This is a genomic window from Paenibacillus xylanilyticus, from assembly GCF_009664365.1.
In the GTDB taxonomy this organism is placed as follows: Bacteria; Bacillota; Bacilli; order Paenibacillales; family Paenibacillaceae; genus Paenibacillus; species Paenibacillus xylanilyticus_A.
The window spans coordinates 1,390,402-1,411,018 of record NZ_CP044310.1; the positions used below are offsets into that span (position 1 = coordinate 1,390,402).

Sequence of the window (20,617 nt, forward strand, 5' to 3'; positions counted from 1 at the left end):
TCGGGTGGCAGTATTGAGCAATCGTAACCAGAAGTGGTTACCTGCTTTAACGTTCTCGTTTTGAAGCACGAGACTTTAATTTATGTACCAAAATAAGCAGCACAGGAAGTGCGATTCCGCACGTAAGATCCCAGTCGATCCAATAGGGGATAATGACTTTGAGATAAAAAACCTCGTCCGGAGCCACCAGGATGGACATCGCCAAAATCAAAAGGGACGCAGGCAGAATAAGCATACGGTAGCTTGAAAGTCGGCACAGGTTCGTGATCCCCAGGATAAAGCTGTAGAAGAACAGAATGCTTTTGAAGAAAACGGCGATAATCCAGACGGAGGCCATAAAGGCTTCGATTCGCTGCACAAAGTTGCCTATATTAATCTCTTGCGACAGTTGAAAAGAGGCGAACCAGTGATGCTGCGTCATAAACGGCCCCATAACCAGAAGACAAATGGTCAGCGTCAGTGTAAGCATCAGGCCGCCAATGAATCCTGCCAGAAGAAAATCCTTCTCCAAATGAGGTTCCTTCTTGGCGTAAGGGAGTAACATCATGAAGATGCATAACTCACAGTAAGGATAGGTCAGCACGGCAATAAAACCTCGGAATGGAGCAGCGAAGCCTTGGGCAAGAACAGGCTGGATATTATCCAGTTTTACGTGAGGGAGCAGACAAATCGTTAGAATAAGCAAAAACAAGACGATCAAGGGAAGCCAAAGCTCTGCACTCCTGGCTATACATTCGAGGCCGCAGATGAGCCCCCATACGAGAGTGCCAACAAAGAGCAGGTGCAAAATCAAGTGCGGCGATTCAGGCAGGATCTGGGTAGACATGAAATCCCCGATTTCCCTGACGAATGTGGACGTACCAATCAGAAAATAAAACAAATAAAAGCAGCTGAACAAGGCCCCGATCCAAGGTCCGAATGTACGAAGTGCATTTTCGATCAGATTGAGTTTGGGGTGGAGCTTATAGGTGACCAAAAAAATGAACAGAATCCCCATACCTCCGGCGACACCGAGTAAACCGGATATCCAGGCATCTTCGTGGGCGAATGAGGTGATCATGGCCGGAAATACAAGTATTTGTTCACCAATTGTGCAGAGGAACATTAAGGCGGCAAGCTGCCTTACAGTCAGACGTCCCTTTTCAACCATGTGGGTTCTCCTTCATCGAACGGACTGGATATTAGGTTAGGATGCGCCAAATTCACCATATTTATAATAAAAAAAGCCCGGACGAGGGCATCATCTCTAAACAAAGGATCAAGAGATGTACACTGTCCGAGCTTCCACGGTATGCCATGAAATTAAATAATGGAGTAACACGTTTATTCTGCTGTAACCAGCCGTATACGGATATTCTGCGGATCGATGGTAAACCATTGACCGCCTAGTTCCTCAAGTGTGGAACCTTGCTTACGCAATTGTTCCAGTGCTTGCTGCAGTTGTTCCTGTCCAGCGTATACGATGGTAAAGTAGTCAATTCCCGTAGCCTGGTTCGGATTTGCAGGAGCGCCTGTGCCTGCCCAGATATTCAGGCCGATATGGTGGTGATATCCACCTGCAGAAACAAACAGCGCCGACATGCCGGCAAAATTGCCAACCACGTCAAAGCCGAGCACACCCGTGTAGAAACGACGGGATTCCTCCAGGCTGCGTACATGAAAGTGTACATGACCAATAACGGTTCCGGCCGGCAGACCATGCCATGGCTCATTCTCCGAGATATCGAACAAGCTCTGTACATCCACCGGATCGCTCGCCATGATGTAGTTGTTGTCTGTATCACGTCTCCAGGTATCACGCGGACGGTCGGCGTAGATTTCAATGCCATTTTGATCCGGATCGGAAATATAAAAGGCCTCACTAACCAGGTGATCCCCTTGGCCGATTTCAATGCCGGAGGCGGCGAGGTTGCGGAGTGCAAGCCCGAGGGACTTGCGATCAGGCAGCAGAATGGCAAAATGGTACAAGCCCGCGTGAGAACGAACAGGCAATGTCACCGCATCAGTCAGTTCTTCCAGGCGCAGCAGCGACGTTTTGCCGTCAGCGGTCATCGTTGCGACCTTATCCTGCCGTTCCAGTAATCGAAGTCCAACCACCTCGGTGTAAAATTGAATGGATCGCTCCAGGTTGCTGATTCGCAGGCTCACTTCACCCAAGTGAGTAATTGCAGGGATCTGGTATGGGGTAGTCATCATCATTTCCTCCTCATATAAAATAAGTTTGAGATCATCTCATCTAAATTGCGTTAACAAGTATAGTTACGTTAGACCATTCTCGCTTCGGATCCTATAGGCTAAACTTTATAATGATAAATAAGTTACTTTTCATAAGTTAATATAAAATATAAATCTCCTTTCGTCAATTGTATTTTCACGTTTCGAGCAAACCTAAACTAGGACATGAGGGCTTATAAAAAAATAAAAATCCGGCTAACGGAGCCGGATGGGTCATATCGTAAACATTTTTGTTCGTTATGATTTGGACTTGGAAGCGGCTCTTTTCTTTTTGGCTGGAGCTGCTTCGTCGGTATCGCCTCCGACCACGGCTTGCACAGCTGTCTTTTTGGGTGCGCGTTTTTTGGGTTTGGCAGTCGTTGTTCCCGGGTCTGCAGGGATGGGCTTGACCGCCTCAATGCTGGCTTGAAGGGCTGCCATCAGATCCATGACATTCGCTTCCGGTTTAGCCGGCGCAATCTTGATCTCTTCACCCGCTACTTTGTGATTGATGAGATCCAGCAATTTATTGCGGTAATCGTCTGTATATTTGCCGGGTTCAAAAGGTGTGGACAGTTGATCAATCAGCAGCTTCGCCATCGTCAATTCCTTGTCATTGACATTTTGAGCTTCCGGCAAGTTTGGTACTTGTGAGACCGGACGAATCTCATCCGGATAGAAGATGGTTTCCATGGAGAGACAATCCTCCAGTACCCGAATGGCAGCGAGGCTGCTTTTGGAACGAATGGAGACCTTCGCGATGCCGATTTTGCCTGTATCCCGCATGGCTGTCATTAGCAGCTGATAAGCGTTCCCGCCAGCCTGGTCGGGGGAGAGGTAATATGTTTTTTGAAAATAGATGGGATCAATCTCCGTCAAATCCACAAAATCCAGGATGGTGATGGTCTTGCTGGCTGAATCATTCAGGGCTTCCAGCTCATCTTTTTCGAAGAGCACAAATTTTCCTTTTTCGTATTCGTAACCCTTCGTAATTTCTTCCCACTTCACATCCACTTCACAGGAAGGACATTGACGGACGTAAGCGAGCGGGCTGCCGCAGACTTTATGGATGTAGCGCATGGAGATGTCTTTGTCTTCAGTAGCCGAGAACATTTTGACAGGGACGTGCACGAGACCGAAGCTGATTGCACCTTTCCAGACCGTATGCATGGGTCGGCTCCTTTCCGAGGTACCTTTTTATGATGTAGTATGGGCATTTCTGTGACTGGATAATCGCTTACAGGATGAATTCGTATGGTTCGAGCTGACTGGGGGATGATAACAGAAACATGCTTGAACACGGTATTGAGTCTTAAGCATGTGAGTCAGGTAGTGGATGCCATCGAACAAGCTGGGAGGTGCCGAAATGAAGAACAGTAGGGATGAAGAAGAAGCGCACAAACATGCCTTTTCTCCATATCCCATTGACGGGGCAGAGGATTCTGAAGAATTTTACACACCAGCTGCTGCGGTGAACTGGGAAGCGGTGACTTCCGAGAAGCTGCCACTTGATCGGGAGTCCTTCATGCTCGACATTGACCGGATGGTGAATGAAGGGTTAGGTGGAGGCCAGGTTACTGAGGACAACGGGTATATTGGTGAGAGTACGACGGACACGATGATTCGTGAACCACATGATGATCCGGAAGGAGAGTATGAATAACATGATGGATGCAAAACGTGCCAAGGCAATTTACGATTCCAAAGATACGATTGCGGTTACTCTGGAGGGAGATCCGGTTTGGATCGAACATGTGGACGAAGCGAACGGAATGGCAACCGTTCAGGTAGGCAGCAACCCGGGGAATACGCAGACCGTGCGTGTGGACCGCCTGGAAGAGTAGGAACTTAACGAAGATAACGTTAAATACAGGATGTTGCAGGAAGGCCGGTGCCGTCAGGTGCCGGTTTATTTGATTTTATGATCTGCCAATATTGCTTTTGCTGTTCATCCCTGATGCTTGCGGGGGGAGAAAGGGACCGATATAATAAGGTTCAAAGTGAACTCAGGCGGCTGACCGCCAAAGGTGGGGCGTATATTGAACAAAACGCATGAGCAGTGGGTGTTTGAGTCCCATGGCATTGCAGATACAGAGGCGCTTGCGTCCGCACTTGCTGAACAGGCAATTGCCGGAATGGTGATTGCACTTGACGGTGATTTGGGCGCGGGCAAAACGGCATTTTCACAGAAGTTTGCCTGGCATTTGGGTATCCGTGAAGTGGTGAACAGTCCCACGTTTACGTTAATTAAGGAATATGAAGGGCGTATGCCTTTATATCACATGGATGTATATCGTATTTCACTGGAAGAAGCGGACGAGCTTGGACTGGATGAATACTTCTATGGAGCCGGAGTCAGTCTGGTGGAGTGGTCCAGTATCATTCCCGAACTGCTGCCGGAGGACCATTTGCATGTACAGATTGAAACAACCGGTCCCGAGGATCGCAAGATTACGCTGGATGGATACGGTGAGACTTATGCCGCCATGTGCCGGCAGTTCAGACAGAATGGAGTCAATAGATGATGGAAGATTTACAAAAAAAGCCGCGTCAGCGGTTTTTGGCGTTGGATACGTCCACCGCGGTGATGGCTGCCTCGGTGATGGAAGATCACGCCTTGCTGGAGGAGCGCAATGAACGTGCCGAACGGAATCACTCCGTGCACGTTGTACCTGTAATGGAGCAGCTGCTGGCAGCAAGCGGCACTGCACCTGGCCAGCTGGACGGCATTGCCGTAGGCATCGGCCCAGGCTCATACACAGGTATCCGCATTGCGGTAACGGCGGCGAAGACACTCGCCTGGGCATGGGACATCCCCGTTGCCGGGGTGTCCAGCCTGCAGGCGATGGCCTGGGGCGGCTGGCACCGCGGCCTCGCGGCCAAAGCCGAAGCTGCGGCAGATGAACCTGCCGCAGCAGGGGCTGGTGGAACGCCATCCGCGGACCAGGGCGGCACAGGTGCCGCCCCTGTCCACTGGATCGTTCCGCTCGTGGATGCGCGGCGCGGTCAGGCGTACACCGCGCTGTTCGCCTCCGCCGGGAGCGATGCGCCCCGGCGGCTTGCGCCAGATGCCATCCGCATGATGGACGGATGGCTGGAAGCCCTCGCCGCCCGCATGGCGGAGGCGGCGCCGGAAGAGCGGCCCGCAGCCGTCTGGATTGTCGGCGAGACGGGCCCGCATGCGGCAGCAGCGGCTGAGCTCCGCTGCCCAGCAGGTACGGCGCTCCAGCTCGTTCCCTATGAGCTGGAAGGCCGCTGGATCGGGCGCCTTGGCGCCGAAGCGCTGCTTGCAGGGCAGCGCGATGATGTGCATGCGCTGGTGCCGAACTACACCCAGCTGGCCGAGGCGGAAGCCAATCTACTGCGCAAAGGCTGAAAGAAGGGTGGCGAGCGGATGGACGAGATGGAAGGTTACGGACAGGATGCAGCACTTCAGTTCAGACTCATGACATTGAACGACATTCCGGATGTTATGGTGATTGAACATGAGGCATTTACGATGCCCTGGACGGAAGAAGCATTTCGAAACGAATTAACGAATAATCATTTTGCCAAATATATGGTCATGGAACTGGAAGGCAGAGCTATCGGATATGCAGGGATGTGGACCATCATGGATGAGGCCCATATTACCAACATTGCCGTAAGAGAGGCCTACAGGGGTCGCAAGCTTGGCGAGAAACTGCTGGATGAGCTTATGAGAACAGCGGCATATCTTGGCATGGAGCGAATGACGCTGGAAGTGAGGGTATCGAACCTGGTTGCCCAGCGTTTGTATGAGAAAAAAGGGTTTGAATCGGCAGGTCTTCGCAAAGGGTATTACTCCGACAATCAGGAGGATGCGATGATTATGTGGGCGAATTTGCCGCCTGCAGGCCGGAGCGGCGAAGAGGAAGGAAGCGTAACGGATTCATGAGCGAAATGAGTGAACAACAACAATCAGGTCCATCCTATATTTTGGCGGTGGAGACCAGCTGTGATGAAACATCGGTTGCCGTGGTCAAGGATGGGCAGGAAGTGCTGTCCAACCTGATCTCGAGTCAGATTGAGACACATAAGGCGTTTGGCGGAGTGGTGCCTGAGGTCGCTTCACGTAAACATGTTGAAGTGATTACCTTGATGATGGAACAGGCGATTGAACAATCCGGTATCCGTCCAAGAGACCTGAGCGCGATTGCCGTAACGCAGGGACCTGGTCTGGTGGGTGCATTGCTCGTAGGTATTGTTGCGGCCAAAACGCTTGCCATGGCACTGGGCAAACCACTGATTGGCACGCATCATATTGCTGGCCATATCTATGCCAACCGGCTTACACATGAATTGCAATATCCTGCGATGGCTCTGGTGGTGTCGGGTGGACATACGGAGCTTGTGCATATGGAATCCGAGGGTAAGTTCAAGCTGATTGGTCGTACGCGGGATGATGCGGTAGGTGAGGCTTATGACAAGGTGGCACGTGCCTTGGGATGCCCGTATCCGGGGGGCCCTCATGTGGACCGGATGGCGTCTGAAGCAGAACAGGTGGTGCCGTTACCTCGGGTATGGCTGGAAGCCGGTTCTTATGATTTCAGTCTCAGCGGATTGAAATCGGCTGTGCTGAACGCACTCAATCAGGCCAAAATGCGTGGAGAAACGCTGGAACCGTCTGCTGTGGCGCGTGGGTTCCAGGAAGCTGTAGTGGAAGTTTTGGTAGAGAAGGCGGTGCGAGCCGTTCGTGAATACGGATCACGCCAGCTTTTGCTGTGCGGAGGTGTTGCGGCTAACCGCGGTTTACGCTCGGCTCTGCAGGAGCGATGTGCCAAGGAAGGGCTCGAATTGCTGATTCCGCCGATGGAGTACTGTACAGATAATGCAGCGATGATCGGAGCTGCCGCTTATTTGAAATGGCAGCGGGGTGAAATCTCGGAATTCGATGCCAAGGCAGATCCGGGATTATCCTTGGAGGCATGGTCTGTTCAGTCTGTGTAGTCAATGTTGGAATTTTAGAGTTGACAGCAGCATATGAAGAATGTATATTAGTTACAAATTTAAACAGGATATTGAAGTCCTGAACCGAAAACGCAATGAACAGGAATAGTAAGGTTAATCCGGGTCTTAGAGAGCTGCGGGGTGGTGCAACGCAGTCGAAGGAAACCAGAAACTCGCCTGGAAGCGGAACGATGGAACACGGAAACTCCACAGGAGGATCCGAAGGCCGAATCGGTCATGAGAAAGTACATCGTTACGGATTGCCTCCGTGATTGGGCCGTTGCCGTGCAGATGACCTGAATGTCAGGTAGGAACTCGGCAATAACGAAGGGGATTTTTCATCCTTGAGGAAATAGATCCGTATGGACGCATACGGAAGCTGCCTTGGGAGCATGGAAAGTCAACAAGAGTGGTACCGCGATGGCTACAGCCTGTCGTCTCTTGCATTATTGCGAGAGATGGCAGGCTTTTTGGATTGAACAAAAGGGTTACATACGATAAATGTAATGAACGGGAGCAGTAAAACGATGAAGCGCTCAGAGAGCTGCGGGGTGGTGCGACGCAGTGGCTGGAATCGTTTGAATCTCGCCCGGGAACGGAGCTGTGGAACCAGGAAGTCCTGTGTACACAGCAACGGCTGACCACCGTTATAAGGTGTTTCTCCAGATTGCTCCATCAAGCAGCGCTATGAACAACAGGGCAGTGATGGTGAGTCTGGAGACGACGAGGTGGATGATGTCTGGCGCAAGCCGGAATCGTCAAGCAAGAGTGGTACCGCGGAGGGGATATAACCCGCCGTCTCTTAGATGAGATGGCGGGTTATTTGTTTTGCTGCCGGCAGCAAATGGGTGGGGTATGGAAGGGTATCGTTTAAGAATGGTGAGCAGGAATTGAATTCAGGAGTGCAAGTCGACGTGCACTCAGGAGAGAAAAAAACAGCATGGATAATGTTTATCATGGAATACACATACATTGAAATTAATGGAGGCGGAGTATAATGACAACGGAAATGAACAAGCGGAAAATTGAGATTTTTGATACCACACTGCGTGATGGAGAACAGGCACCTGGCGCCAGTCTGCAGCCGGAACAAAAAATTGAGCTGGCTCACCAGCTGGCTGCGCTTGGCATTGACGTCATTGAGCCTGGATTCCCGATCTCCAGCCCAGGGGAGTTCGCGGCGGTTCAGGCGATATCCAGACAACTGCAAAACGTGGAAATTTGCGGGTTCGCCCGTGCGGTCAAAGGAGACATAGACGCTGCAGTGAAAGCAACAGCTGATGCTGCACGACGCCGGATTCACCTGTTCATCTCTTCTTCAGATATCCACATTGAGCACCAATTGCGCCGTCCACGCAGTGAGGTTGTCGCTACTGCACGGGAGATGGTGTCCTATGCACGCCAGTTTACCGACATTGTGGAATTCACGGCGATGGATGCAGCCCGAACCAAAATGGATGACCTGATCGAGATGATTGAGGTAGCTATTGAAGCTGGGGCCAGCATCATCAATCTGCCGGATACCGTCGGTTACGCGCTGCCCCATGAATACGGAGAGATGTTCCGCCGTGTCCGCGAGGGGGCCAGAGGTGGCGATCAAGTACGGTATAGCGCCCACTGTCATAATGATCTGGGACTTGCAGTGGCCAACAGTTTGGCTGCGATCGCGAACGGGGCTTCCCAGATCGAAGTAACGATCAACGGAATTGGGGAGCGTACAGGTAACTGTGCATTGGAGGAGCTGATCATGGCACTGGAGACACGCGGAGATGCCATTGGTGCTACAACGAATATCAAATTGAATCAGCTATACGAGACGTCCCGCCAGATCAGCCGCGCCATGCACTTCCCGATTGCTTATAACAAGCCGGTGGTCGGACGCAATGCGTTCCAGCATGAATCGGGAATTCACCAGGATGGACTGCTGAAAAATCGGAACACCTATGAAATCATGGACCCTGAAGCGTTGGGTATTCCGCGCAGCATGATCATTCTGGGAAAACATTCGGGTCGTCACGCCCTGAAAGACCGTGTTCGCAAGTACGGTTTCGAACCGGATGAGCAGCAAATGGAACAATTGTACGAAGTGTTCAAGGAAACGGCCGACAAGCAAAAAGTGGTCAGTGACGATCAGCTGCTTCAAATGGTCAGCCAGACGATGAACATTCCTGCGCAGGATTATGAGCTGGTTGAACTGCAGGTAACGGCAGGCAGCATGACAGATCGGATGGCAGCCGTTCGGATCCGGACAGGTGCGGGCGAACAGACGTATTCTGCCGTTGGCAGCGGACCGGTAGAAGCAGCCATCCGTGCGATCGGTCAGAGTATTTCCGATGATATCAGCTTCGTGGATATGGAAATCCATGCGCTGAGCGGAGGAGAAGAGGCGACAGCAGAGGCGGCTGTTGCTGTGGAACGTGCAGGACGGGAATTCAGAGGAACGGCTACGCACAATGATATTGTTATGGCAGCAGGTCTTGCTTATGTGGCAGCATGTAACGCTGCGGGACTCAAGGCAGAGTCAACGGAAAGCGACAAGTCGGTACACGTATAGATCTGCACGCAGTGCGAGAAAAGGTTGAATAAGCAAGGTAAAAGAGTAAAGTGACTTATCAGAAATCGAAAAGCAGACCTTAGATCAGAAGGTCTGCTTTTGTCTGATTATGTGAGATAATCTATATAAGTAAAAAGCGATCTGTCAAGGTGTGATTATAGTTATCCACATATTCAGGATAATTTGTGGGTAACTGAACCAAAGTCAATCCAGCAATGTTTTCGAAACTAAAAGGGTTTAGGGGATAGTATCCACCCCTTGTATCCACAAAGTTGTGGATAACGTGGATAACTTGGTGGATAAATATGGTTTTTGTTCAAAAATGCGATTCTACCGCTGTATAATTAACTTCATTAAACTGCTTGCTATCTTGCTTTTCTGTGGATAAATATGAAATGGAGCAGAGTAAAAATATTTTTCACAATTCGAGTAAATTTGACAAATGCAAAATCTCTAAATTAATCTCTGAAGCGATTCATATTAAAACAAAAAAGCCGATCCGGTCTGGTCAAGACCCCATTTTGTAGACATTGAAAAAAGACCCTAGGCGGCAAACTGACGTCGGTACTCTACCGGCGTCAGTTTTTTTAGTTTCCGTTGTGGCCGCCTTCTGTTATAAAAACGGATGTATTTTTCGATTTTGCTTTGTGCTTCGGTAAGCGTTCGGATATGATAAGGGTAGAGTCCTTCCGTTTTGAGATGCGAGAAGAAACTCTCCATAGAGGCATTGTCATAACAATTTCCTCGGCGAGACATGCTGATTCGGGCGCCAACCTTTGGCAGCATGTCGTGATAAGCATGAGACGTGTACTGGAACCCTTGGTCGCTGTGAACGACCAGTCCGGTCACGTCTTTTTGCTTCGCAAACGCTTTTCTGAATGTACTGAGCACCAGTTCATTGTCGTTGCGTTCGCCTATTTCGTAAGCCACAATTTCGTTATTATACAAATCTTTTATGGCTGAAAGATATACCCAGTGCTCGCCTACACGATACTGGGTAATGTCAGTTACCCATTTCTGATTGGGTTTTTCTGCACTGAAGTCCCGCTTCAAGTGATTCTCTGCTACGCGCTGAGCAGGTGCATACGAACTGCTGGAGCGCCGTTTACGACGAATTCGAGATTGGATACCGAGCATTTGCATGAGGCGGAGCACCTTCTTGTGGTTCATCCAAATGCCTTGATCTTGCCAAAGGAACAACTGGAGCTGTCGATAGCCATATTTGCCTTCATATCGTTGATACGTTTGAAGGACCTGTCTCTTTGCCTTTGCATCGCGATCGAATCGTTTACGTTTTACATAGGCATAAAATCCACTCCGAGACACGCCAAACACATGGCAGAGTTTCTGGATGTCACCGTACCCCGCTACCTTTTCCATGATTTGAAATTTTTCTTGTTTGCTTCCTCCTTCCAGATGACCAAGCACTTTTTTAGCAACTCATTCTCCCGTTTCAGTTGTTGCACATAGCGATCTTGATCCAAGTATTCTTTCCGTCGACCTCGCTGATCCATCAGTCCAAACTCGCCTTGTTCCCGGTGTTTTCGCATCCAGCGCTTCATTCGTCCTGGGTCATGAATTCCCAAATGTTCATTGATCTTTCGGTAAGTCCACCCCTCAACCGTATGCAGACGAATAGCTTCTTTTTTAATCTTGTCCGAATACGTTTTATACTTTTGCCCTTTAATCGCCATAAAAAATGCACCCCCTAGAATTTCATCGGCTAAACCCAGGGGTTTTTCCAATGTCTATTCTAAGGGGTGCGCTTCAGTCAAGGAGTCGGCTTTTCCGATTTCTGTTTTTACTAACTTGAACTTGCACATGAGCCAAGTACCGATGCTGAAGAGGTGTGAAATCAAGACTCAAGCGCGAGGATTTCCCAATCTTCATACGCTTTGGCCAGCTGGTGCTTCCGTGCTTCCGCGTCTCCCTGAAGCTCCTGCAGCTTCATGTAATCCTGATACACCTCTGGAAGGGCCATCTGGGCTTCGAGCTCCGTAATTTCCGTTTCCAGCTGGGCAATCTGTTGTTCGAGCGCTTCCTGTCTCCGCTGCCGATTACGCTCCTCACGCTTGGCCTGCTTGTCTGCTTCGAATGAAGCGGCTCCAGATTTCTCGGTGGGTTCCTGATCTGGTTTCACAGACCGCTTAGAGGAGGAGAGAGCTGCTTCTTCAGCTTCGCGTGCGATGTCCTCAAGCTCCTGCTTCTTTTCAATATAGTCATCATAGTTTCCAAGGTAATGCTCGGTTCCTCCAGGATGCAGCTCCACGATCCGTTCAGCCATTTTGTTGAGGAAATACCGGTCATGAGAGATGAACAGCAGTGTGCCCTCATAATCCATGAGCGCTGCTTCCAATACTTCTTTAGCGAAAAGGTCGAGATGGTTGGTAGGCTCATCGAGAATCAGCATGTTGGCTTCCTTGAGCATGAGCTTGGAGAGGGAGACACGAGCCTTCTCACCGCCACTCAGCGAGGAGATCTTTTTGAGTACATCGTCTCCGCTGAACAGGAAGTTGCCAAGCACGGTACGAATTCTTGCTTCCTCCATGCCGGGATAAGCGCTCCACAGTTCCTCCAGAACCGTATTATTGGGGTTTAGGCCCGTTTGCTCCTGATCATAATAGCCGATCTGTACCTTGGTTCCCCACTGGATCTGGCCGCTTACCGGGCGCAAGCTTCCGGTGAGGCATTTCAGCATCGTGGATTTCCCGATCCCATTCGGTCCGATCAGCGCTACCGTTTCCCCGCGTCTGAGATCGAATGAGACATTGCGAAATAATGGCGAAGCTTCATCGTAAGCGACGGATAGATCGTCCACACGAAGCACTTCCTTACCCGACATGACGGCTGTCTCAAAAGAAAAATGAGCTTTCTTCAAGTCACCCATCGGCTTGTCCAATCGTTCCATCTTGTCCAGCGCTTTACGGCGGCTCTGAGCACGCTTTGTCGTGGATGCACGTACAATATTTTTCTGTACAAAGTCCTCCATCTTGGCGATCTCATCCTGCTGTTTCTCGTACTGTTTCATCTGACTTTCATACTCGGCTGCCTTCAGCTCCATATAACGGCTGTAGTTCCCTGTGTACTTTTTGGAGCGGTGCCGTTCGATCTCCACAATGGTGGTCACCAGCCGATCAAGGAAATACCGGTCATGAGATACAACGAGCAGGGCTCCTGAATAACCTCTTAGATAATCTTCCAGCCAGGTTAGGGTTGGAATGTCCAGATAGTTGGTAGGCTCGTCCAGCATGAGCAGGTCAGGTGCCTGAAGGAGGATGCGGGCAAGTGCAAGACGTGTCTTTTGTCCACCGCTTAGGGTAGCAATCGGAGTCTCGGGTGAAAACTCGCCAAAGCCCATTCCGTGCAGGACGCTGCGAATGCGCGTTTCCATCGCATAACCCCCGTGGTCCTTGAACCAGTCTGATCGCTGGGCGTAGCGTTCAAGGAGGTCGGTGTACTTTTTCTCGTCCTCCATCTGGGCTGGATCGGCAATATCCTGTTCCATCTTCCGCAGTTCAGCCTCAGCCTGGGTTAGATGGGAGAATACATGCATCATCTCCTCCCAGATGGAGCGGTCGGATTGCAGACCACTGTTCTGGGCGAGATAACCCAGTGTTGTTTCTTTGGATTTGAAAATCTGTCCGCCGTCATAGGACATTTCGCCCGCAATGATTTTGAGCAGGGTGGATTTCCCCGCACCATTCACGCCCACGAGTCCGATACGTTCACGTTCTAATATTTGTAGGTTCACGCCGTCCAGAATCGGATCGACACCATAACGTTTAATAATTCCGGATACTTGCAGCAGCATATAATTAAGTTCCTCCATAGGTCCAGTTCTTGATTAATCAACTACATTCCAGTTTACATGAAATACAGATCAAATGCACCGATAACGAGCGCCCCGGCGTGTAGTCTTTTTGTTCAATCAATGATAAACTGAAAGAAGACATGTGAATATATGAGGATTTTGCAGAAAATCACTCATTTTAATTTTTTCAACGAGACGACAACTGGTCTTAACATATAATGAATTGTTTTGAATTGACGCTTTTTTACTACCTTCCACATCAACAGGAGGTTATCCAGGAACATGCAGGACCGGACGGAACCCAAAAGCCAGCTTCGTTCCAGACTGATGAAGAGTCGTGATCTGATGGATGAAGCAATTCGGGAGCACGCCATGAGTGAAGTTAGTCTTGTGGCTAAACAGGAGCTGCAGCGACTTCGGCAGGACAAGCAGAGGTTGACGATTTTCAGCTACTTGTCTTATAGAAGCGAAGCATCGACGACCTTTCTGTTTGAGGATGGTTGGAAGCATGGCGACAGAATGTTTGCACCGAAAGTACTAGCCAATCCGGCCCGTATGGAATTAAGGAGGGTGGCCGGAGAGCACGATATTGAGCCTGGCGTATGGGGGATCCCTGAGCCCAAAGACACCTGCGAGGTGCTTCAGCGAAAGGAATGGCCCAATATCGATCTCGTCATTGTACCCGGCCTTGGATACGATCTTCACGGCGGACGAATTGGTTATGGCGGCGGTTATTATGACCGATTTGCCGAGCAGCTTGAAGCAGAGTGCTTCAAGGCAGGGAAAAGGCCGCTTCTCGCTGCACTCGTCTTGCCGGGACAACTGCAGGATGACATTCCGATGGACCCGTTTGATCTGCGTATGGATCTGTTGATGACAACCGAAGGTATACTACATATCGAATAAAGGGTTGTGATGGTATTGAACTCCAATGCAAGGAATGGATCGGATTCGAGCGAAGGCAAGCTGACACATTTTAACGAGCAGGGACGTGCCCGTATGGTGGATATTTCGGGCAAAGAGGTAACGGTGCGTACGGCAGTGGCCGTATCCAAGGTGACGATGAATCCCTCCACACTGGAAGCCATTCGGGAGGGTCGGATCGGAAAGGGCGATGTGCTCGCCGTGGCTCAAATCGCAGGAATCCAAGGCGCGAAGAAAACGTCAGACTGGATTCCGATGTGCCATCCGCTGGCACTGAATGGTGTGGATATTCGTTTCGAGGACAACGGACTGGACGAACTATCAATTCAGGTCACGGTCAAAACAGAAGGCAAAACCGGTGTCGAGATGGAGGCGCTCACGGCGGCTTCAGCAGCGGCACTGACGATCTATGACATGTGCAAAGCATTGCAAAAAGACATGATTATCGGACCAACGATGCTGCAATCCAAAAGTGGTGGCAAAAACGGTGATTTCAACCGATAAGGGACATTTATTTTCATAGAGGAGAAGGGTGATCTTTATGGTGTGGAGAACAGCAATCCTGACAGCCAGCGACAAAGGGGCCCGCGGGGAACGTGAGGATACGAGTGCACAAGTAATCCGGGAGCTAGTGGAAGAAGAACTGGGTGGGGAGATCGTGGAATACCGCATCGTTCCGGATGAACCCGATGAGATTATTGCGGCCTTGATTGAGATGACAGACTATTTTCATGCAGACCTTGTACTAACGACCGGAGGTACGGAGCTGGCGATTCGTGATATTACACCGGAGGCCACGCGTCGGGTCATTGAACGTGAAGTTCCGGGAATGGCAGAAGCGATGAGATACAGCGTGATGAGCAAAAATCGTTCCGCCATGCTGTTCCGGGGCGTGTGCGGGATTCGCGGACGTACGTTGATTGTCAATTTGCCGGGTACACCGAAGGGTGTGCATGAGCATCTGGCTGCGATTATGGATCAGCTTCCCGAAGCGCTCCTGATGGTTACAGGGCAATTTAAGCAATAACGGGCAATCAACCCGGAAAGATGTAGAGTTAAAAATCGTTTCTTTTTGTACTCCTTAGTTTATTTTGCGGGTTATGTAAGTGGTTACATCTGTGGTATGATGGGCTTAATTGTAAATTACAGCAGAGGCATCTATGAGTGTAGGGCCAAGTGTACGCATCTTCGAAGCTTGAGACGAGGAGGAATATCAATGTTAAGTTCCATTGGACCAACAGGTTTTATTTTGCTGGCCGTGATCGCTTTATTGTTGTTTGGACCTAACAAGCTCCCGGAACTGGGACGTGCTGTTGGACGTACTTTCCGTGAATTCAAAGAGGGCGCACGTGAAATCATCTCTGAGGATGATTCATCCAATCGCAAAGAGCAGGAGAAATCCAAGCCGCTGGCAGTGGACAGTGAGCCTGAGCCCGCTTCCAAGCCTGTAGACAAGCGTCTGCCGGAGTAACCTGACGGCAATGAATGAGAAATCCCTTCCTGCCGGAAGGGTTTTGTATTTTAAGCTGGCAATAATGGAGGGCAGGAATGACGCAGCAGAATGAAGAAATGACCATTACGGAACATTTGAGTGAGCTGCGCAAGCGGCTGATCTATGTGTTAAGCGTTTTTGTGCTGGGCCTGGTGGCAGGATTCTTCGTAGCAGATCCGGTGTACCGCTATTTGACGAAGGCAGAATCGGCTCAGGGGTTTGTGCTGCATGCCTTCTCCTTCTGGGATGGAATAGGGATCTATATGAAGATTGCCGGTCTGTTTTCATTGATTATTACGCTGCCTTTTACGGTGTTTCAGATCTGGAAGTTTGTAAGTCCAGGCTTGCGGCCCCGTGAACGGAAAGCGACGCTAAAGTATGTACCTTATGTATTTCTGTTATTTCTCGTTGGACTGGCCTTTGCATACTATGTTGTATTTCCGATGGCACTCGCTTTCACCTCCACGATTACGGAGAAGATGGGGCTTGTGGAGACCTATGGAATGAAACAGTATTTCAGTTTCCTGTTTGGAATTGTGCTGCCGGTATCGCTGTTATTCGAGCTTCCGCTGCTCATCATGTTTCTGACAGGGCTTCGGATATTGAATCCAATCCGTCTGCGAAAGATGCGGCGAGTGGCTTATTTTGTCCTGATCTTTATCGCAGTTGTGGTGACGCCGCCGGATTTCATCTCCGATCTGCTTGTTATGATTCCGTTACTCCTGTTATATGAGATCAGTGTGTTTCTGTCGGCCATCGTATACCGCAAGCAGCTTGCGGCCGATGAAGCGGCAGAGGCGAGATATGTACGTGCCAACAATGAGCAGAGCGCAGGTTAAGTGAACCTTCCTGTGCTCTTGTTCTTGCACCTTTCAATTAGAGTATGCGCGGTATAAAGAATTGCGGAGAAATCTACGTTCTGGGACAGGCAGGCATATTTTGGCCAGCAATGGATACAATGGTGAAGGGCTGTTTAGTGATTCGGTTACAGCTAATTGGTGACTCGGTAAGAGGGTTACGCAACAAGAGGTGCAGTGCTGAACACACCATTTTGATGTCCTGATGTTAATGCAGCGTAAATTCTCGCACGAATTCTTCAAAAGGACTTGAAATCATGCTTCAAGTTGAGTATCATAAAGTTGGTTGTTAGCACTAAACACTGTCGAGTGCTAATACATATGGCTACAACCTACAATGCAACGTTATATAATTTCAAAAGGAGGCTATTTTTCATGATCAGACCTTTAGGTGAACGCGTATTGGTAGAACCACTGGAGCAAGAGCAAACAACTTCTTTCGGGATCGTACTTCCGGACTCTGCTAAAGAAAAACCGCAAGAGGGCAGAATTATTGCCGTTGGAGCGGGTGCACTGAAAGACGGCGTACGTGTAGCTCTGGAAGTGAAAGAAGGAGATCGCGTAATCTTCTCCAAATATGCCGGAACAGAAATCAAATTCGAAGGTAAAGAATATTTGATTATGAAAGAGAGCGATATCCACGCGATTCTCGACTAATTCAAATTTAATCGGTTAACCGAACCATATAGCAAGATCATTTTACAATATACTAGGGAGGTTTTCTTACCATGGCTAAAGACATTAAATTTAGTGAAGATGCTCGTCGCTCCATGCTTCGCGGTGTGGATGCATTGGCTAACGCAGTAAAAGTAACGCTCGGTCCTAAAGGCCGTAACGTGGTTTTGGAGAAAAAATTCGGAAGCCCGCTCATCACGAATGACGGTGTAACCATCGCTAAAGAAATCGAACTGGAAGATGCATTCGAGAACATGGGTGCACAACTGGTTAAAGAAGTAGCAACCAAAACAAACGATGTTGCTGGTGACGGTACTACAACAGCGACTGTACTTGCTCAAGCACTGATCACAGAAGGTCTGAAAAACGTAACTGCAGGCGCTAGCCCAATCGGTATCCGTAAAGGGATCGACAAAGCGGTTAAAGCTGCGGTTGCTGAACTTCAATCCATCTCCAAACCGGTAGAAGGCAAACAATCCATCGCTCAAGTTGCTGCAATCTCTGCAGCTGACGAAGAAGTAGGCGAACTGATCGCTGAAGCTATGGAAAAAGTGGGCAAAGACGGCGTAATCACTGTTGAAGAATCCCGTGGATTCGCAACGGAGCTGGAAGTGGTTGAAGGTATGCAATTCGACCGCGGTTACATCTCTCCATACATGATCACGGATACGGACAAAATGGAAGCTGTTCTGGACAACCCGTACATCCTGATCACAGATAAAAAAATCTCCAGCACACAGGACATTCTGCCATTGCTTGAGAAAATCGTACAACAAGGCAAACCGCTCGTATTGATCGCTGAAGATATCGAAGGCGAAGCACTGGCGATGCTGGTTGTGAACAAACTGCGTGGTACATTCAACGCTGTAGCGGTTAAAGCTCCTGGCTTTGGTGACCGTCGTAAAGCAATGCTGCAAGATATCGCTGCCCTCACTGGTGGCCAAGTGATCACGGAAGAACTGGGTCTGGACCTGAAATCCGCTGTTGTGGAACAACTGGGTACAGCTCGCCAAATTCGTGTAACTAAAGAAAACACAATCATCGTTGACGGTGCTGGTAACAAATCCGATATCGATGCTCGTGTTAGCCAAATCCGTACACAACTGGAAGAAACAACTTCCGAGTTCGACAAAGAGAAACTGCAAGAGCGTCTGGCTAAATTGTCCGGCGGCGTAGCGGTAATCAAAGTCGGTGCGGCTACTGAAACAGAATTGAAAGAACGCAAACTGCGTATCGAAGATGCCCTGAACGCAACTCGCGCTGCGGTTGAAGAAGGTATCGTATCCGGTGGTGGTACTGCGCTCCTGAACGTATATCAAGCGGTTGCTGGTGTAGCTCTGTCCGGTGACGAGCAAACAGGTGTGAACATCGTGCTGAAAGCACTGGAATCACCAATCCGCACAATCGCAGCTAACGCTGGCGAAGAAGGTTCCGTCATCGTGGAACGTCTGAAAAAAGAGCAAGTAGGCGTAGGTTACAACGCAGCTACTGGCGAGTGGGTTAACATGATCGAAGCAGGTATCGTTGACCCTGCGAAAGTAACTCGTTCTGCTCTGCAAAACGCTGCTTCCGTAGCAGCAATGTTCTTGACTACTGAAGCGGTTATCGCTGACAAGCCAGAACCTGCAGGCGCTGCTGGCGCTCCTGATATGGGCGGCATGGGTGGAATGGGCGGCATGATGTAAGGTCATTGATTCTCAAAACAATCTAAAGTGATAAAACAGGTTAAAGGACCTTTCAGAATATTCTGAGAGGTCTTTTAAGTACAAATAAATATATATATAATATTTAATGAACAAAGAAGTAGTATAACAATCCTTAATCCAATTAAGTTAAAAATGCTACTATACTCACTTAAAACTCTAATTAACCGTTTTATGAACATAATTTACCTTCGGTGAAATGTGATATATTAAATAGTAGTTATCATAATGGAGGTTCAGCATGAAGGAATTTATTTGTATAGAGTCATTCTGTGGGGCAGGTGGACTAGGGTTAGGATTACACAATGCAGGTTTCAAGATTGGTGCTGCTTTTGATTCACAGCTAGAAGCTGTTTTAACCTATAAGAGTAATCTTTCTAATAATTGTTTTGTTGAAGATGTAACAAAATTGTCAGGCACAGCTTTAATGGAGCGTGCAGGCATCATGGTTGGAGAGCTAGACCTTTTTGCTGGTGGGCCACCGTGTCAGGGTTTTTCTAAACAAAAAAAAGGGGCTCATCTAGGTGATGAACGTAATCGATTAGTATTAGAATATGCAAGACTTGTTAGAGAATTGAACCCTAAATTTTTTTTGCTTGAGAATGTATCAATGTTGGGACACAAACGGGGAAAAGTATTTATTGAAGCTATTGAAGAGGAACTAACAGACTATATATTATATCCCCATTTTTATAATTCTGCTGATTATGGATTATCTCAAACTCGAGAGAGATTTATTATAATAGGAAAGCGTAGGGATATTGAAGGTTCTTTTCAAATCCCACAGCCTACTGTTACTAAATGGAAAACAGTAGGTGAAGTGTTAGAAGGTTTGCCTGAACCACCTATTGATTCAAAAAAAGAACATCCAGACTATGCTAACCATTATAGATCAAATATCACCCAAAGAAATATAGAAAGATTTTCGTACGTACCACAAGGAGGAAGTTGGAGAGATATTCCTTGGGATTTACGCTTAAAATGCCATCAAAATGCAGATACATCTAAAGGTGGCTGGACAGATGTGTATGGTCGTTTGAAATGGGATGGTTATGCTCCAACAATAACTGGAGGTTTCGATAGTTTTACTCGTGGAAGATATGGTCATCCATTTGAGAATCGGTCAATTACGCCTAGAGAGGCAGCTCGTCTACAAGGGTTTCCAGATTGGTTTAGATTTTATGGAAATCGAAGTGAAGTAAGGCGTCAGATTGGAAATGCTGTTCCGCCTCTTCTTGCAGAAGCAATCGGAAAAAATATTATTGAGACACTCTTAGACAAGAATAAAAGGGTATTAAAAAAGGAAATAACCTCTGTAACTAAAATTCACAAAATTAAGAGTGTAGTTAGTAAATAACAAACAAATGTATTTGAATTAAAATATTTGAAGAGGGATGATTAGCTCTTAAATTGGATACT

The 20,617-nt window shown here is 48.7% G+C and carries 21 protein-coding genes and 2 other annotated features; of the genes, 15 read left to right on the forward strand and 6 right to left on the reverse strand.

The window, feature by feature from the left end:
- Positions 1-46 precede the first annotated feature (46 nt).
- The 3 genes from F4V51_RS06185 to F4V51_RS06195 all read right to left on the reverse strand — a co-directional run bounded on the left by F4V51_RS06185 (position 47) and on the right by F4V51_RS06195 (position 3,384).
- Positions 47-1,150: a GerAB/ArcD/ProY family transporter gene (locus F4V51_RS06185; protein ID WP_153977304.1), complete on the reverse strand. Its 1,104-nt coding sequence runs from the start codon at positions 1,148-1,150 to the stop codon at positions 47-49.
- Positions 1,151-1,323: 173 nt separating this feature from the next.
- On the reverse strand, positions 1,324-2,193 hold the full coding sequence (locus tag F4V51_RS06190) for a VOC family protein (RefSeq protein WP_153980585.1): 870 nt from the start codon (positions 2,191-2,193) through the stop codon (positions 1,324-1,326).
- 279 nt (positions 2,194-2,472) lie between these two features.
- Entirely contained in the window at positions 2,473-3,384 is a 912-nt protein-coding gene (locus tag F4V51_RS06195; RefSeq protein WP_153977305.1) for a non-homologous end joining protein Ku, read from the reverse strand.
- Between the two features lie 196 nt (positions 3,385-3,580).
- Between F4V51_RS06195 and F4V51_RS29000 the strand changes: the two genes are divergently transcribed.
- The 7 genes from F4V51_RS29000 (at position 3,581) to F4V51_RS06230 (ending at position 9,736) form a co-directional block, all read left to right on the forward strand.
- Complete coding sequence (locus F4V51_RS29000) at positions 3,581-3,877, forward strand: hypothetical protein (RefSeq protein WP_236146704.1); 297 nt, start codon at positions 3,581-3,583, stop codon at positions 3,875-3,877.
- Between the two features lie 4 nt (positions 3,878-3,881).
- Positions 3,882-4,058, forward strand: coding sequence for an H-type small acid-soluble spore protein (locus F4V51_RS06205; protein ID WP_095289132.1), 177 nt, complete (start codon positions 3,882-3,884; stop codon positions 4,056-4,058).
- 195 nt (positions 4,059-4,253) lie between these two features.
- The gene (tsaE, locus tag F4V51_RS06210) at positions 4,254-4,739 is read left to right on the forward strand and encodes a tRNA (adenosine(37)-N6)-threonylcarbamoyltransferase complex ATPase subunit type 1 TsaE (RefSeq protein ID WP_153977306.1); all 486 of its coding nucleotides are present in this window, start codon (positions 4,254-4,256) and stop codon (positions 4,737-4,739) included.
- Positions 4,739-5,590 carry a tRNA (adenosine(37)-N6)-threonylcarbamoyltransferase complex dimerization subunit type 1 TsaB gene (gene tsaB, locus F4V51_RS06215; protein WP_095360854.1) on the forward strand — a complete coding sequence of 284 codons (852 nt, stop codon included), beginning with the start codon at positions 4,739-4,741 and terminating at the stop codon, positions 5,588-5,590. The genes tsaE and tsaB overlap by 1 nt, the downstream gene beginning before the upstream one ends.
- 18 nt (positions 5,591-5,608) lie before the next feature.
- The gene (rimI, locus tag F4V51_RS06220) at positions 5,609-6,130 is read left to right on the forward strand and encodes a ribosomal protein S18-alanine N-acetyltransferase (protein ID WP_167301687.1); all 522 of its coding nucleotides are present in this window, start codon (positions 5,609-5,611) and stop codon (positions 6,128-6,130) included.
- Positions 6,127-7,182, forward strand: a complete 1,056-nt coding sequence (tsaD, locus tag F4V51_RS06225) for a tRNA (adenosine(37)-N6)-threonylcarbamoyltransferase complex transferase subunit TsaD (protein WP_397332466.1) — start codon at positions 6,127-6,129, stop codon at positions 7,180-7,182. The genes rimI and tsaD overlap by 4 nt, the downstream gene beginning before the upstream one ends.
- Positions 7,183-7,268: 86 nt before the next feature.
- Positions 7,269-7,627, forward strand: a binding site (T-box leader).
- A 52-nt stretch (positions 7,628-7,679) separates the two neighbouring features.
- Positions 7,680-7,988: a binding site (T-box leader), on the forward strand.
- 191 nt (positions 7,989-8,179) lie between these two features.
- A complete protein-coding gene (locus F4V51_RS06230; protein WP_153977307.1) occupies positions 8,180-9,736 on the forward strand; it encodes a 2-isopropylmalate synthase in 1,557 nt (518 codons plus the stop codon).
- Between the two features lie 543 nt (positions 9,737-10,279).
- On the opposite strand, the gene F4V51_RS06235 is transcribed toward F4V51_RS06230, so the two are convergent.
- The 3 genes from F4V51_RS06235 to F4V51_RS06245 all read right to left on the reverse strand — a co-directional run bounded on the left by F4V51_RS06235 (position 10,280) and on the right by F4V51_RS06245 (position 13,547).
- Positions 10,280-11,116, reverse strand: coding sequence for an IS3 family transposase (locus F4V51_RS06235; RefSeq protein ID WP_236146705.1), 837 nt, complete (start codon positions 11,114-11,116; stop codon positions 10,280-10,282).
- Entirely contained in the window at positions 11,104-11,430 is a 327-nt protein-coding gene (locus tag F4V51_RS06240; RefSeq protein WP_153977309.1) for a helix-turn-helix domain-containing protein, read from the reverse strand. The genes F4V51_RS06235 and F4V51_RS06240 overlap by 13 nt, the downstream gene beginning before the upstream one ends.
- 161 nt (positions 11,431-11,591) lie before the next feature.
- The gene (locus tag F4V51_RS06245) at positions 11,592-13,547 is read right to left on the reverse strand and encodes an ABC-F family ATP-binding cassette domain-containing protein (RefSeq protein WP_153977310.1); all 1,956 of its coding nucleotides are present in this window, start codon (positions 13,545-13,547) and stop codon (positions 11,592-11,594) included.
- Between the two features lie 282 nt (positions 13,548-13,829).
- Between F4V51_RS06245 and F4V51_RS06250 the strand changes: the two genes are divergently transcribed.
- The 8 genes from F4V51_RS06250 (at position 13,830) to F4V51_RS06285 (ending at position 20,555) form a co-directional block, all read left to right on the forward strand.
- Positions 13,830-14,453, forward strand: coding sequence for a 5-formyltetrahydrofolate cyclo-ligase (locus F4V51_RS06250; RefSeq protein WP_153977311.1), 624 nt, complete (start codon positions 13,830-13,832; stop codon positions 14,451-14,453).
- Between the two features lie 15 nt (positions 14,454-14,468).
- Positions 14,469-14,975, forward strand: a complete 507-nt coding sequence (gene moaC / locus F4V51_RS06255) for a cyclic pyranopterin monophosphate synthase MoaC (RefSeq protein ID WP_303621385.1) — start codon at positions 14,469-14,471, stop codon at positions 14,973-14,975.
- A 37-nt stretch (positions 14,976-15,012) separates the two neighbouring features.
- Entirely contained in the window at positions 15,013-15,498 is a 486-nt protein-coding gene (locus tag F4V51_RS06260; RefSeq protein ID WP_095289023.1) for a MogA/MoaB family molybdenum cofactor biosynthesis protein, read from the forward strand.
- A gap of 189 nt (positions 15,499-15,687) precedes the next feature.
- Positions 15,688-15,942 carry a twin-arginine translocase TatA/TatE family subunit gene (tatA, locus tag F4V51_RS06265; protein ID WP_153977312.1) on the forward strand — a complete coding sequence of 85 codons (255 nt, stop codon included), beginning with the start codon at positions 15,688-15,690 and terminating at the stop codon, positions 15,940-15,942.
- A gap of 77 nt (positions 15,943-16,019) precedes the next feature.
- Complete coding sequence (gene tatC, locus F4V51_RS06270; protein WP_110821396.1) at positions 16,020-16,802, forward strand: twin-arginine translocase subunit TatC; 783 nt, start codon at positions 16,020-16,022, stop codon at positions 16,800-16,802.
- 393 nt (positions 16,803-17,195) lie between these two features.
- Entirely contained in the window at positions 17,196-17,477 is a 282-nt protein-coding gene (groES, locus tag F4V51_RS06275; RefSeq protein ID WP_153977313.1) for a co-chaperone GroES, read from the forward strand.
- A 71-nt stretch (positions 17,478-17,548) separates the two neighbouring features.
- Positions 17,549-19,180, forward strand: a complete 1,632-nt coding sequence (groL, locus tag F4V51_RS06280; RefSeq protein ID WP_095289026.1) for a chaperonin GroEL — start codon at positions 17,549-17,551, stop codon at positions 19,178-19,180.
- 259 nt (positions 19,181-19,439) lie between these two features.
- Entirely contained in the window at positions 19,440-20,555 is a 1,116-nt protein-coding gene (locus F4V51_RS06285; RefSeq protein ID WP_153977314.1) for a DNA cytosine methyltransferase, read from the forward strand.
- The last annotated feature ends 62 nt before the right edge of the window (positions 20,556-20,617 follow it).